The organism is Adlercreutzia caecimuris B7 (assembly GCF_000403355.2).
GTDB lineage: Bacteria > Actinomycetota > Coriobacteriia > Coriobacteriales > Eggerthellaceae > Adlercreutzia > Adlercreutzia caecimuris.
In genome coordinates, this window is the sequence record NZ_KE159646.1 from 2,544,490 (window position 1) to 2,557,477 (window position 12,988).

The 12,988-nt window shown below is 65.8% G+C and carries 15 protein-coding genes; 14 read left to right on the top strand and 1 reads right to left on the bottom strand.

The genetic code is table 11. The features are described 5' to 3' along the window. Positions 1 to 3: 3 nt before the first annotated feature. Positions 4 to 828, top strand: a complete 825-nt coding sequence (locus tag C811_RS14050) for a sulfite exporter TauE/SafE family protein (protein ID WP_022926667.1) — start codon at positions 4 to 6, stop codon at positions 826 to 828. Here the strand turns inward: C811_RS14050 and C811_RS14055 are convergent. Further along, positions 825 to 1,796, bottom strand: a complete 972-nt coding sequence (locus C811_RS14055) for an IS481 family transposase (RefSeq protein ID WP_016308429.1) — start codon at positions 1,794 to 1,796, stop codon at positions 825 to 827. The genes C811_RS14050 and C811_RS14055 overlap by 4 nt on opposite strands. 157 nt (positions 1,797 to 1,953) lie before the next feature. Here C811_RS14055 and C811_RS14060 point away from each other — a divergent pair, with 157 nt between their 5' ends. From C811_RS14060 to madM, 13 genes are all read left to right on the top strand, one after another. Then, entirely contained in the window at positions 1,954 to 3,423 is a 1,470-nt protein-coding gene (locus C811_RS14060) for a GAF domain-containing sensor histidine kinase (protein ID WP_016310352.1), read from the top strand. Between the two features lie 304 nt (positions 3,424 to 3,727). Then, entirely contained in the window at positions 3,728 to 3,853 is a 126-nt protein-coding gene (locus C811_RS17210) for a hypothetical protein (RefSeq protein WP_016310353.1), read from the top strand. A gap of 72 nt (positions 3,854 to 3,925) precedes the next feature. Continuing rightward, positions 3,926 to 5,143 (top strand): Na+-transporting malonate decarboxylase, carboxybiotin decarboxylase subunit, encoded by a 1,218-nt coding sequence (madB, locus tag C811_RS14065; RefSeq protein WP_016310354.1) that lies wholly within the window; start codon positions 3,926 to 3,928, stop codon positions 5,141 to 5,143. 79 nt (positions 5,144 to 5,222) lie between these two features. Further along, a complete protein-coding gene (locus C811_RS14070; RefSeq protein ID WP_016310355.1) occupies positions 5,223 to 5,699 on the top strand; it encodes a HutP family protein in 477 nt (158 codons plus the stop codon). Positions 5,700 to 5,733: 34 nt separating this feature from the next. Next, positions 5,734 to 7,401 (top strand): malonate decarboxylase subunit alpha, encoded by a 1,668-nt coding sequence (mdcA, locus tag C811_RS14075; protein WP_016310356.1) that lies wholly within the window; start codon positions 5,734 to 5,736, stop codon positions 7,399 to 7,401. 42 nt (positions 7,402 to 7,443) lie between these two features. Next, on the top strand, positions 7,444 to 7,767 hold the full coding sequence (gene mdcC / locus C811_RS14080; protein ID WP_016310357.1) for a malonate decarboxylase acyl carrier protein: 324 nt from the start codon (positions 7,444 to 7,446) through the stop codon (positions 7,765 to 7,767). Continuing rightward, a complete protein-coding gene (locus C811_RS14085; protein ID WP_016310358.1) occupies positions 7,768 to 8,718 on the top strand; it encodes a biotin-independent malonate decarboxylase subunit beta in 951 nt (316 codons plus the stop codon). 12 nt (positions 8,719 to 8,730) lie between these two features. Next, a complete protein-coding gene (mdcE, locus tag C811_RS14090; protein WP_016310359.1) occupies positions 8,731 to 9,609 on the top strand; it encodes a biotin-independent malonate decarboxylase subunit gamma in 879 nt (292 codons plus the stop codon). 8 nt (positions 9,610 to 9,617) lie between these two features. Next, positions 9,618 to 10,715 (top strand): phenylacetate--CoA ligase family protein, encoded by a 1,098-nt coding sequence (locus tag C811_RS14095; protein ID WP_016310360.1) that lies wholly within the window; start codon positions 9,618 to 9,620, stop codon positions 10,713 to 10,715. Between the two features lie 3 nt (positions 10,716 to 10,718). Beyond that, positions 10,719 to 11,423: a malonate decarboxylase holo-[acyl-carrier-protein] synthase gene (gene mdcG, locus C811_RS14100; protein WP_016310361.1), complete on the top strand. Its 705-nt coding sequence runs from the start codon at positions 10,719 to 10,721 to the stop codon at positions 11,421 to 11,423. A gap of 15 nt (positions 11,424 to 11,438) precedes the next feature. Beyond that, the gene (locus C811_RS14105) at positions 11,439 to 11,648 is read left to right on the top strand and encodes an acyl-CoA carboxylase biotin carboxyl carrier protein subunit (protein WP_016310362.1); all 210 of its coding nucleotides are present in this window, start codon (positions 11,439 to 11,441) and stop codon (positions 11,646 to 11,648) included. A 72-nt stretch (positions 11,649 to 11,720) separates the two neighbouring features. After that, positions 11,721 to 12,110, top strand: a complete 390-nt coding sequence (gene madL, locus C811_RS14110) for a malonate transporter subunit MadL (protein ID WP_016310363.1) — start codon at positions 11,721 to 11,723, stop codon at positions 12,108 to 12,110. Positions 12,111 to 12,120: 10 nt separating this feature from the next. Then, the gene (gene madM / locus C811_RS14115) at positions 12,121 to 12,885 is read left to right on the top strand and encodes a malonate transporter subunit MadM (RefSeq protein ID WP_016310364.1); all 765 of its coding nucleotides are present in this window, start codon (positions 12,121 to 12,123) and stop codon (positions 12,883 to 12,885) included. Positions 12,886 to 12,988: the final 103 nt, after the last annotated feature.

Genomic DNA, 12,988 nt, shown 5'->3' on the forward strand with positions numbered 1-12,988 from the left:
GCGGTGGAGGCAGTCGCAGTCATGGCCGCCGCCTCCCTGGCGGTGGGCTTCGTCGTGGGCGTGCTGTCGGGCCTGCTCGGTGTGGGCGGCGGCATGTTCCTCGTGCCCATCTTCAAGCTCGGCTACCTCATGGACTCCCTCATGTGCACGGCTACCTCGCTGTTCACGATCATTCCCACGTCCATCTCCGGGGCTGTGTCCCGCATCCGCAACCGCACCTGCGTGCCGAAGCTCGGCATTGCCGCCGGCCTCGGCGGGGCCGTCACCTCGCCTCTGGGCGTGTGGCTTGCCACCCAGTCGCCGGATTGGGCCATCATGGGCACGGCGGCCCTTGTCATCGCCTATTCGGCCACCACCATGTTCCGCAAGGCCCTGGCCGTGCCCAAGGGGCCCGCTTTCCAGAAGGGCGGCGCGGGGGAGGGGAGCTCGGCCGACGGCCCCATCGACGTGGGTCGTCGCCAGCTGCTGCTCTTCGCTGGCATCGGCCTGGTAGCGGGCTTGGCCTCGGGCTACGTGGGGGTGGGCGGCGGCTTCATCATGGTGCCCATGATGATCTCCCTGGCCCACCTGTCCATGCGCTACACCTCGGGTACCTCGCTCATCGCCGTCATGATCCTGGCCGTGCCCGGTGTGGTGACCCAGGCCGTGCTGGGTAACATCAACTGGATCGCCGGCATCGCCGTGGCCTGCGGCTCGGTGCCCGGCGCCATGCTCGGCGCCCGCCTCGTGCCGAAGGTGCCCGAGCGCCAGCTGCGCTTTTTGTTCGCCGGCTTCCTCCTCGTGGCCGCCGTCATGCTCGTCGTGAACCAATTCGCCGCCGTGGCCTAGGTGTTGTGTGCCAATAGGTTGTTTACGCCGACGATGCGCGACATGGGCGGCAGGCCCCCGCAGGCGCTGTGCGGCCTGTCCCAATTATAATGCTCGATGAAGGCGGGGAGGGCGGCGGCCCTCCCCGCCTCGCTCTCCCACGCCCTGCCGTACTGCCACTCCTGGGCGAGCGTGCGGTTCATGCGCTCGACCTTGCCGTTCTGCCAGGGGCTGAAGGGCCTCGTGTAGACGTGGCGGACCCCGCGCCCCTCGAGCAGCGCGTTGAACTCGCCGCTGCGGTAGCCCGGCCCGTTGTCGGTCATCACGCGCTCGACCGAGACGCCCATCTCCCCGAAGAAGCCCAGGCAGCGGCCCATGAAGGCCGCGCAGGTGCCCTTGCGCTCGTCGGGCAGCAGCTCGGCGTAGGCCACGCGGCTGAAGTCGTCGACGGCGACGTGCAGGCACGCCGTGCCCGCCCCCGGCCTCGGCCGGCCGGCGCGGCCGCGCGCCCGCCAGCCCCCGCCGTCGGGGACGCGGGCCACCTTCTTGACGTCGACGTGCAGCAGCTCGCCGGGGGCCTCGCGCTCGTAGCGCACCGGCGTCGCGGGGCCGCGGCGCCGGACCTCGCCGGTCACACGGTCGACGTCGGCGAGGCGCGGCATCCCGCGGCGGGCCACTATCCTGGCGCAGGTGCGGGCGGGGACGCCGGTGGCCGCCGCCAGCGCGAGCGGCGCGAGCAGCATGGACGCGCGGGCCTCGGCGACGCGCTCCTCGGCGTCGGGCGGCGTGAGCCTGGCGAGCCTGCGCGGCCGGCTGCTGCGGTCCGCCAGCCCCTCGCCGCGCCGGCTGCGGCGCAGCCACTTGCACGCGGTCTGGCGGCTGACGCCCATCTGGCGGGCGGCGTCGGCCACGCCGACGCCGGATTCTATGCGGGAAACGAGGGTTTCCCGCCCCCTCGGGGTCAGCTTTGCGTTAGGATGCGATGGCATGGGAGGCCCCCTTCGCTGCGAATCTAGACAACTCACAGCTTGGCGGAGGCCTCCCTATTTGTCACCACCCGGATGTAAACAACGTCTTGGCACTAAACACCTAGGGCCCCTGCCTTTGTTATACTGGCGTCAATTTCGGTGACACTCAGGAGGAGCCATGGCGAAGCGGGAAGCGGAATCGGCATCGGCGTTCAGCCGCGGCATCGGCGTGTCGAAGTTCAATCTGGAGATGCTCGGGGCCACTATCGCCGCCATCGCCGCCATCACGCTGGTGTGGACCTTCTCCCAGCCCGATTTCCCCGTGCCGGTGCTCGTGGTATCCGGGGCCGTGTTCACCGTGTCGGTCGTGGTGGTCATTCGCCTCATGATGGACCCGGATTCAGTGCGCGCCCTGCAATCCGACGCCATGCTTCAGCTGGCCAGCTCCATGATCGATGCCATGGGGGAGGGGCTGACGGCCCGCGCCGCTCAGGAGGTCTGCGAGCTGCTGCTGCCCAACACCTCGGCCATTGCCGTGGCCCTCACCAACCGCGAGTCGGTGCTTGGCTATGCCGGCTACCAGGAGGCCCACAACCCGGCGGGCATCGCCATCCGCACGAGCGCCACCCACGAGGCCATCCGCCAAGGGGAGACGCTTGTCCTGCTCACTCCCGAGGAGATCGGCCTGCCCAAGCCGGCCGACGAGAGCCGTATCAAGGCCGCCATCGTGGAGCCGCTGTGGGTGGGCAACCGCGTGGAGGGCACGCTGAAGTTCTACTACCGCAACGGTAACAAGATTACCGAGACCCAGCGCTCCATCGCCCACGGCTTCGCCCAGCTGCTTGCCACTCAGATGGCCGCCGTGGAGATGGAGACCCAGCGCAAGCTGGCCACCGCCATGGAGCTGAAGATGCTCCAGACCCAGATCAACCCCCACTTCCTGTTCAACACCATCAATACCATCGCCTCGTTCATCCGCACCGACCCCATGAAGGCCCGCACCCTGCTGCGGGAGTTCGCCGTGTTCTACCGCCGTACCCTGGAAGATTCCACCGAGCGTATCTCCCTGGCTCGGGAGCTCGACCAGGTCCAGCGTTACTTCAATTTCGAGCTGGCCCGCTTCGGCGAGGCGCGCCTGGCCCTGGAGGTCCGGGCGAGCCCGGCACTCCAGTCCATGATGGTGCCCCCTTTCCTTGTGCAGCCGCTGGTGGAGAATGCCATCAAGCACGCCATGCCCTCCGAGGGGCGGCTCACCATCAGCATCCAGGCCGAGGCCGACGGCGATGACGTGGTCATCGTGGTGGGAGACGACGGCGTGGGCATGAGTGAGGAGACCTGTGCCAACATCACCCAGGTGGAATCATCCACGGGTCTGGGCATCGCCGTGAAGAACGTCCACGACCGCATGGTGGGCTTCTTCGGGCCCGATGCCCAGATGGTGTACACGAGCGAATTAGGGGCCGGCACTCAGGTGACCCTGCGTTGCCCGGGGTGCGCCAAGGCACCCGCCGCCGCTGTGGCGGCCCTCGGCGAGACGGCGGCCCGCGAGGCCGATGAGGCGGCGCCCGAGGCGGCCCAGGAGGCGGCCCGCAACGAGGCTACCGTAGCCGAGCTGGCCGAGCTCGTGGCCCAGGTGTCCGAGGGGTAATTCCAGGGTCTCCCAGGGGTGCAATGGTCCTCAAATTGGCTAGTGCAGATGCACAAAAACCAAGGTTGACCAGCTATTTTCCTCAGACGGGAAAAAAGTTGGAGAATTGGTGTTGACGTTTCGGTGCCAAGTCCGTATGATGGCAGCAACAGCTAGATTTCCCTCGAACCGAGCGTGGGGAAAGGGAAGTCTCAAAATATGCAGAGCGTCCTCGGACGTCGCATCATAAGGTTATGAGAAGCAGAGTATTTGAGCGAAAGCCGGATGCTCTGCTTTTTTGTTGCCTTAAGGAGGTGAGACGAGGATGGATGTCAACTTGTATGCGCTTCTCACGTATGCGCTGACGGCGGCGATCTCCCTTTTGGTCATCGCAGTCATCGTGGTCATCAACAAGCTGATGAACCGCAGCAAATCCAAAGATTCCGAGTAAACCGAGTATCTGATTTGCCCCTGGGCGCTCTTGCGCCCGCTCCTCTGATCTCCGAAAGGAAAACGAACTAAGATGGATGTTTTAGCTCAGATTTTCCCCGGCATCGCCACCCTGTTCATGACCGATCCCGTTTTGGGCGCCGTGCGCGTGGGGCTGACGATCCTGGGCTTCGTTTTGGCCTACTTCGGCTTCAAGGGCAAGCTTGAGCCGCTGATCATGGTTCCCATGGGCCTTGGCATGATCGCCGTGAACTGCGGCGTGCTGTTCTTGGACGGCGGTACCACGGGCACCCTGATCATCGACCCGCTCGTCAGCGAGACCGATGATCTCATGACGGCCATCCAGGTGAACTTCCTGCAGCCGATCTACAACTTCATGTTCTCCAACAACCTCATCGCGTGCTTGGTGTTCATGGGCATCGGCGCTCGCAGCGAGATCAGCTTCCTGCTGGCCCGCCCCTGGACCTGCATCATCATCGCCATCTTCGCCGAGCTGGGCACCTTTGTCACTCTGGCCCTCGGCGTCGACTTCTTCGGCCTCGATCCGGCCAGCGCCGCCTCGGTGGCCATCATCGGCGGCGCCGACGGTCCCATGGTGCTGTTCGGCACCCTCATGATGAAGCCGGAGCTGTTCGTGTCCGTCTCCATCATCGCCTACCTGTACCTGTCCCTCACCTACGCGGGTTATCCCTACATCATCAAGGCCATGGTGCCCAAGAAGTACCGCGGCATCGACATCGAGTTCGATATGCCCCAGGTGTCCCAGAAGGCGAAGTTTGTCTTCATCGTGGTGGTCTGCCTGCTGCTGTGCCTGCTGCTGCCCGTGGCCGCACCGCTCATGCTGTCCTTCTTCCTCGGCATGGCCGTGAAGGAAGCGAAGATCATGCCTTACCAGGAGCTGCTCGAGGGCGGTATCACGAGCTTCTCTTCCCTGTTCTTGGGTCTGGTGCTCGGCTGCCTCTGCGAGGCGAGCACTATCCTGAATCCCACCGTGGGCATCATCCTCGTCCTCGGCATCCTGGCCCTGGCCATTTCGGCCGTGGGCGGCATCGCCGGCGGCTGGGTCATGTACTTCGTGGGCAAGAAGACCGGCAAGTCCTTCAACCCTGCCGTCGGCATCGCCGGCATCTCCTGCATGCCCACGACGACCAAGCTCGCCCAGCATGCAGTGGAAGAGGAGAACCCCTTCGCCATCGTCATCCCCATTGCCATGGGCTGCAACATCTCCGGCGTTATCGTGTCGGCCATCGCCGCCGGCGTCTTCGTCGCCACCATCGGACTGGTCCTCTAGTCCAGCGTTTCAATCGCGAACCATTCGATGAGCGGGCCGCCTCTCACCGAGGCGGCCCCCGAGAGGGCGGTGGGATCTCATGGATGCTATCGACTACGAACGGCTTCAAATCAAGGGTATCGGCCCCCAGGGCCTGGGGCGCCGGGCGCTCCAGCTGTCCATGACCGAGACCAAGTCCGAGGAGGACGCCCTCAAGCGGCAGTTCCTTCGCGAGGGCATTGTGGCTGTGGCCACCGAGGTGGGCGGCACGAGCGATACCGACTTCCAGACCAAGGCCGCCCGCGCTGTCATCGGGGCGGCGCTCAACTCCGGTCTGGTGGAGAAGGAGGGTCGCTCCATCCACGCCCTCATGCATGCGACCGAGGAGGCCAAGCGCGGCGTTCTCGTGAACACGGCGTCGTCGGCGAGCCTCGCCATGAAGATCGCCATCGTGCGCAATAAGGGATGGGTGGCCGTGGCCTTCTACGGCGAATCGTCCCTCCATGTGTTCTCGTGCCACGAACGGGTGGGCCTGGGCGTCATGCACCTGCCCGATCTGGACCGCATTGAAAAGTAAGGCAAGCAGGTATCAGGAAAGGAAAGGAGAAGGAATGACGACGGAACCGAAGATCTGGAACACGCTCCAGCGGGACTACCGTGAGCGCATCGAGGCCGCCCGTCCCTATGTGATGGACGGGAAGGTGGTCGAGGCGGGAGATGCGGTGAAGCTGCTCGAGGCCGTGATCCGCCCCGGCGACAAGGTTAACATCGAGGGCGACAACCAGAAGCAGGCCGACTTCTTGGCCCAGTGCCTCTGCGAGGTGGACACCGAGAAGGTGCACGATCTGCACATGGTGCAGTCGGTGCTCTCCATCCCGGCCCATCTGGACGTCTTCGATAAGGGCATCGCCAAGAAGGTGGACTTCTCGTTCTCGGGGCCCCAGGCGGGCCGCTTGGCCGAGTACGTGCGCGACGGCAAGATCGAACTGGGAGCCATCCACACCTATCTGGAGCTCTACGGCCGCTACTTCGTGGACCTCACGCCGCGCGTGGCGCTGTGCGTGGGCGTGTCCGCCGACAAGGACGGCAACATCTACACCGGCTTCAACACCGAGGACACCGCGGTCATCGCCGAGGCGGTGAAGTTCCACCAGGGCATCGTCATCGTGCAGGTGAACGAGCTGGTGGACGAGGTGCCCCGCGTGGACATTCCCGGCGACTGGGTGGACTTCGTCATCCAGGCGCCGCGCCCCTTCTACATCGAGCCCCTGTTCACCCGTGACCCGGCCCTCATCACCGACTCGCAGATCCTGCGCGCCATGATGGTCATCAAGGGCATCTACGGCGAGTACGGCATCCAGCGCTTGAACCACGGCATCGGCTTCGATACCGCCGCCATCGAGCTTCTGCTGCCCACCTATGGCGAGGAGCTGGGGCTCAAGGGCAAGATCTGCTCCTACTTCGTGACCAATCCCCATCCCACCCTCATCCCGGCCATCGAGTCCGGTTGGGTGAAGACCATGTACTGCTTCGGCGGCGAGGCGGGCATGGCCGACTACGTCCAGGCGCGCCCCGACGTGTTCTTCATCGGCCCCGACGGCACCATGCGCTCGAACCGCGACTACGCCCAGACCGCGGGCCACTACGCCCTGGACATGTTCATCGGCGGCACGCTGCAGATCGACAAGTGCGGTAATTCCTCCACGGCCACGGCCAGTCGCATCGCCGGTTTCGGCGGCGCTCCCAACATGGGCTGCGACGCCAAGGGCCGACGCCACTCCACGCCGGGCTGGATGAAGTGCGGCGAGGAGTACGGCATGCACGACGAGCTGGTTGGCGACCTTCCCCGCGGCAAGCGGCTCGTCGTGCAACTCCAGGAGACCTTCCGGGAGAAGATGGCCCCGGGCTTCGTGGACAAGCTGGACGCCGTGGCCCTGGCCGAGAACGCCGGGCTCGATCTGCCCCCGGTCATGATCTACTCCGACGATCTCACCCACATCGTCACTGAGGAGGGCATCGCCTACCTGCACAAGTGCACCTCCATGGCCGACCGCATGGCCGCCATCCGCGCCGTGGCCGGCTTCACCGAGGTGGGCATGGCCGAGGATCCGGACGAGACCGCGGCCCTCAAGGAGCGCGGCATCTTCAAGACCCCAGCCGATCTGGGCATCGACGTGCGCCGCGCCAACCGAGACCTTTTGGCCGCTAAGTCCGTGAAGGACTTGGTGAACTGGTCCGGCGGCCTGTACAACCCGCCCGCGAAGTTCCGCAACTGGTAGTTCGACCCAATCGGTCCGAAGAGAAAGCAAGGAGGTTACCCGATGGCATTGAGGGAGCTCAATTTCACGTTCACTCCCGAAGACCCGCGTCCGTTCCCGGTGGGCTGGTCCCACCGAGGCGTCGTCGGCTCCGGCGATATGGAGGTCATGTTCGAGCAGCGCGATCTGGGCGGCGACGTGCAGATCAAGGTGTGCACCCCGGTGGTCGGCTTCGACGAGGTGTGGGAGCGCGTGCTCGACCGCTTCGTGCGCGAGAGCCAGGTCAGTGACGCCGTTATCGAGATCAACGACAACAACGCAACCCCGGTCGTGGTGTCCATGCGCATGCGCCAGGCCATTGAAGAGGCAAGGAAGGAGGCAGAGTAAATGATCGACTGGAAGGAACTGGAAGCCAAGAGCTTCTACGGCGCCTCGGCTCGCGAGCGCGCCCGCGGCATCGTCGACGAGGGCACGTTCACCGAGCTTGCCGGACCTGCCGACCGTATGAGCAGCCCGCATCTGCCCGTGCTCGGCGAAGCCGTGGAATGGGACGACGGCTGCGTGACCGGCGTCGGCCTCATCGGCAAGCACCCGGTGTTCGTCATCTCCCAGGAGGGCCGCTTCATCGGCGGCGCGGTGGGCGAGGTCCACGGGGCCAAGATGGTGGGCACCTTCGTGCTGGCCCGTCAGATGTACGAGCGCATCAAGGAGGAGTATCCCGACGAGCTGGCCGAGCGCCTGCCCGCCGTGGTCATCTCCTTCGAGACCGGCGGCGTGCGCCTGCACGAGGCCAATGCCGGCCTTCTGGCCCATGCCGAGGTCATGGACCAGATTCAGGAGACCAAGGGCAAGTTCCCCGTCATCTCGCTCATCGGCTCGAAGGTGGGCTGCTTCGGCGGCATGGGCTTCGTGGCCGCCGCCACCGATGTCATCGTCATGAGCGATCTGGGCCGCTTGGGCCTGACGGGCCCCGAGGTCATCGAGCAGGAGATGGGCAAGGACGAGTTCGACTCCGCCGATCGCTCCCTTGTGTACCGTACCACCGGCGGCAAGCACAAGTACATCATGCGCGACGCGAACTACCTGGTGGAGGACACCCTGGGTGACTTCCACGATCAGCTGGCCGCCATCATGGAAGCTCCCTACGACGAGATCGTGAAGTGCCGCCGCATCGGCAGCGAGGAGCTCGTGGACGAGCAGCTCGCCTTGGCGGAGCTGTCCGTTGAGATGGCGCCGAAGGACGCGCGCGACGTGTGGGCCTACTTCGGCAACGAGGACGTCGAGCAGATTCCCGAGATGACCACGGCGGAGTTCCTCGCTGTGGCCCAGCGTCGATAAGGAGGCAGATCAATGACTGTTGAGGTAATGATCGGACGGGGCCGCGATGCCATTGACATGGTGGTGGACCCCGGCAGCTTCCACGAGAATTCGGTGGGAGACGTCGCCTTCCCCGAGGATCTCGGCCCGGGGGCCGTGGTGGGCGAGGCGGCCATCGATGGCCGCGACGTGGTGGTCATCGCCAACGACGCCCAGGCGTTCAATGACAAGTTCCCCGTGGTGTATTTCGGCGTCATCGGCCTGGAAGAGGCCTACAAGATGGCGAAGGTGGTCTACACCACCATCAAGCAGGACGCCGACAAGCCCGTGGGCGAGAAGCGCCCGCTCGTGCTCATCGTGGACACCCCCGGCAACGGCCCCGGCAAGATCGAGGAGATCTTCGGCATGAACAAGGCCACCGGCTCCTATCAGCTGGCCTTGGCCGAGGCGCGCAAGAGCGGGCATCCCGTGATCGCGCTCGTCATCGGCCGCGCCATCTCCGGTGCCTTCCTCTGCCACGGTCTGCAGGCCGACCATATTCTGTCCCTGTCCCCTGAGTTCGGCACCATGATCCACGTCATGCCCATCACCTCCATCTCCCGCATCACGAAGATGGATATCGAGCGGTTGGAGGAGCTGTCCAAGGAGAACCCGGTCTTCGCGGCCGGCCCCCAGTTCTTCTACCACCTGGGCGGCGTGGACGAGCTGGTGGAGAACGTCGAGGACATGCGCCCGGCGGTGGCCCGCCACATCGCTGAGGTGGAGGCCGCGAAGCTGGCCGGCGATGGCGACGCTACCGGTCCTATGGGCCACGGCACCCTCGGCGAGGAGCGCGGCGGCCGCATGATGCGCCGCAGGGTCATCGACCGCATGGAGGAAGAGTTTGCCTCCGTGGCCGGCCAGTACCTCTAGGCACTCCCATGGACGTAGCACAGCAGGCTGTCGACGAGCTGGCGTACCTGGCCGAGGAGTTTTCCACAGCCCCCGCGTTGGACGAGATGGAGCGGCGCACCTTGGCCGACAAGGCCACGGCCGGCCCGACGAGCGCTCATGTGATCGAGGAGGTGCACACGCCCCTGAACTTCGCCTATACGACGTTCACCACGGGCAGCACCGCCTTCCAGAACATCGTGGGTGTGACCTGGTCCGAGCTGCCCGAGCGCGAAAGATCTGGGGCGCGGGCCCTCAGCCGGGCCGGGGCGCGGCCCGATGACACGGTGCTGCTGTGCTACGCGCCGCTGGGCAACGTGTTTTCTCGCGGGGCCTTCGAGCGGGCGCAGGTCAGGCCGGTGTTCCTCAGCCGGTCCTCGCGCGACGCGTTCCTCGTGGCCCTGTGCCGCGAGCGGCCCCGGGTGGTCGTGGGGGAGTCCAGCTTTCTGCGCGCCTCGCTGGAAGATGCCAAGAAGCTGGGCGTGTGGGATGCGGTTCCAGAGGGGGTGCACCTGCTGTGCGCGGGCACGCCGCTCGATCTGGAGCTCTTGCCCATCGCCGAGGAGAAGGGCGCGGTCGTGCACGACCTGTACGGCTGCCAGGAGTTCGGCTGGCTCGTGATGGATGGAGCGCCTCTGCGCGACGACCTCACCCTGGTGGCCGACCCCCAGCGGGAAGGCTGGGCCATGTTGGTAGCGGGAGGGCTGCCGACCGGCGACAGCTTTCCCGTGGGCGGAACCGGGCACGTGCTGAACCCCGCCGGCATCATCCACACCTATTCCCGTAAGCGCACGACGCCGGAGCTGGAGGTGGTGGTGCAGGCTTGCACCGCGCAATCGGCTCTGACCCTCGAGCGGGCATGCCGATCCATCCTGCGGATCAAGGGCCGCATCGTGCGCATGGCGCCCGACGTGGTTGTCGGCGCTCCGGCCAACGAGCTCGCCCTCATGAGCGCGTGGCCCGAGAACCGCATGGTGGCCGTCATCGACGACCCGGAGAAGACGGTGCTGTTCGCGCGCCTTCTGGAAGCGCAGGAGCGCTACCAGGCCACGTCGAAGAGCGATCCGCTCTGGACGAAGGGGCGCTGAGCGGTGCGCGGGCGCTTTCGCCGCCACGACCTGGTGACCATCGTGCCGGCGGCTCGCCGGTCGCTGGCGGTGGAAGTGCTCGGCGACCCGTCGTGGTGGCCCGCCGACGAGGTGGAACAGCTGCGATGCGGGGTGGTGGACGGGGTGCCGCTGCCGGGAATCGTCTCCCGGCAGGAGGACGGTCGCCCCGGCTTGGCGGTGGGGTTCGCAACGCCCTTCCGCCAGGAGGGAAACCGGTTGCGCGGGCGCGCCGTCGTGCCGCCCGCGGCCGTCTCCCTCATTCGCGATCCCTACCAGGTGATCGCGCACAAGCGCTGCACGGTCGTTCCCGATCTGCCGGTTTTCGGCGTTCTGGACGAGGCGTGGGCGCTGGCCGCCGCGGCCGGGCTGCCCTGCGGGGTCTTCGGATCCGTCGCGCTGCAGCTGGCAAGCGGCCTGCCCTTCTGCCACGAGGAGTCGGATCTGGACCTCGTGGTGAAGATGGGGGCGCTCGACGGCGTCGAGCGCTTCTACGGCGCGGTGGTCGACCTCGCGCAGAAAAGCGGCGTTGCCATCGATGTGGAGCTGGAGCTTCCCGATGGTGCGGGCATCAAGCTCGCCGAGCTTTTCGACGGGGGAGCCACCGTGCTCGCCAAGGGATTCACTGGCGTGCGCCTTATGGACAAAGACGAGGTGCGCGCCATGGATCATAGATATTCGCTCTGCTAAGAGAAGGAGAAAGAAATGGATGTCAAGTCTCGTGTGCCCGGCAAGATGGTCGAGGTGAAGGTTGCCGTGGGCGACACCGTGGCGACCAAGGACGTGCTCGGCGTCATGGAGGCGATGAAGATGAACCAGAACATCGCCTGCCCCTGCGACGGCGTGGTGAAGGAGATCAACTTCGCCGCCGGCGATCGCGTCGACGCCGGTGCTGTGATGTTCGTCATCGAGTAACTGAGAAACCGCGGGGGGCGCTCTCGCAGGGGTAACGCGGGGCGCCCCTCACCGAAACGTAAGGGGCAATTCATGGTTATTTACGGATTAGCCTTGCTTTCGGGATGCTTCTTCGGCGGCATGCTGCTCGGAGACATCCTGGGCATGATCACCGGCGTTGGATCCAACGTCGGCGGCGTGGGTTTCGCCATGTTGGCATTGATCCTCGTCTCGAGCAAGCTCTTGAAGGAGAACAAGCTGTCCAGCAAGGCCCAGGACGGCATTATGTTCTGGAGCGCGATGTACATCCCCATCGTGGTGGCAATGACGGCCTGCCAGGACGTCGCTGCGGCCATCATGGGCGGCGGCGTGCTCACCATCATGTGCGGCATCGTGTGCACCATCGTGCCGCTGCTGCTCATTCCGGTTATCTCGAAGTTGGGCGCGCCTTCCGAGCCGCTGCCCCCGCTGAGCAAGGAATAAGGGGGTCGTCATGGAACTGATCGAAATGATCACCAACATCATGACCAAAAACGGCCTGGTCATGTCGTTTCTCGTCGTGGGCGCCGTCATGGCCGTCGCGAATCTGCTCGGCAAGGCCACCCGGGGCCGTATCGCCGGCTCGGCCATCGCCATCGTCTTCGGCCTGATCCTCGCCCTCATCGGCGGTCTGGCCACCGGCGGCGAGAAGGGCCTGTCGGACGTGGCCATGTTCAGCGGCCTGGCGGTGATGGGCGGCGGCATGCTGCGCGACTTCTCCATTGTGTCCACGGCCTTCGGCGCCAGCCTCGATGAGATCAAGAAGGCCGGCCTGCCCGGCATTCTCGCCCTGTTCATCGGCGTCATCCTGGCGTTTATCATCGGCGCTATCTTCGCCTTCGCCTTCGGCTACACCAGCGCGGCCGACATGGCCACCATCGGCGCCGGCGCCGTGACCTTCATCGTGGGCCCGGTCACCGGTGCTGCGGTGGGCGCCTCCTCCGAGGTCGTGGCCATCTCCATCGCCATCGGCGTGCTGAAGTCCATCGTGGTCATGATTGCCACGCCCATGCTGGCCAAGCCGCTCGGCCTGAACAACCCGAAGTCCGCCATGATCTTCGGCGGCCTCATGGGCACCACCTCCGGCGTGGCCGCCGGCCTGGCTGCCACCGACGAGCGCCTGGTTCCCTACGGCGCCATGACCGCCACGTTCTACACCGGCACGGGCTGCCTGCTGTGCCCGTCGGTGCTGTATCTGGCGCTCACGATGTTCTTCTAGCGGCGCTGGTCGCGCTGCGGGGCCCCGGACGGGGCGCGGGCGCGGTGTGGTGGCGCCTCAGGCCGCCAAGGCCCTCTGGCAGGGGCCGACGGGGCGGTTGGGG

Coding starts and splice junctions, on each gene's coding strand:
- madB (WP_016310354.1), top strand. CDS start 3,926: ATGGATGTTTTAGCTCAGATTTTCCCCGGCATCGCCACCCTGTTCATG.
- C811_RS14055 (WP_016308429.1), bottom strand. CDS start 1,796: ATGCCATCGCATCCTAACGCAAAGCTGACCCCGAGGGGGCGGGAAACC.
- madL (WP_016310363.1), top strand. CDS start 11,721: ATGGTTATTTACGGATTAGCCTTGCTTTCGGGATGCTTCTTCGGCGGC.
- C811_RS14105 (WP_016310362.1), top strand. CDS start 11,439: ATGGATGTCAAGTCTCGTGTGCCCGGCAAGATGGTCGAGGTGAAGGTT.
- mdcE (WP_016310359.1), top strand. CDS start 8,731: ATGACTGTTGAGGTAATGATCGGACGGGGCCGCGATGCCATTGACATG.
- mdcA (WP_016310356.1), top strand. CDS start 5,734: ATGACGACGGAACCGAAGATCTGGAACACGCTCCAGCGGGACTACCGT.
- C811_RS17210 (WP_016310353.1), top strand. CDS start 3,728: ATGGATGTCAACTTGTATGCGCTTCTCACGTATGCGCTGACGGCGGCG.
- C811_RS14070 (WP_016310355.1), top strand. CDS start 5,223: ATGGATGCTATCGACTACGAACGGCTTCAAATCAAGGGTATCGGCCCC.
- C811_RS14095 (WP_016310360.1), top strand. CDS start 9,618: ATGGACGTAGCACAGCAGGCTGTCGACGAGCTGGCGTACCTGGCCGAG.
- mdcC (WP_016310357.1), top strand. CDS start 7,444: ATGGCATTGAGGGAGCTCAATTTCACGTTCACTCCCGAAGACCCGCGT.
- C811_RS14085 (WP_016310358.1), top strand. CDS start 7,768: ATGATCGACTGGAAGGAACTGGAAGCCAAGAGCTTCTACGGCGCCTCG.
- C811_RS14060 (WP_016310352.1), top strand. CDS start 1,954: ATGGCGAAGCGGGAAGCGGAATCGGCATCGGCGTTCAGCCGCGGCATC.
- madM (WP_016310364.1), top strand. CDS start 12,121: ATGGAACTGATCGAAATGATCACCAACATCATGACCAAAAACGGCCTG.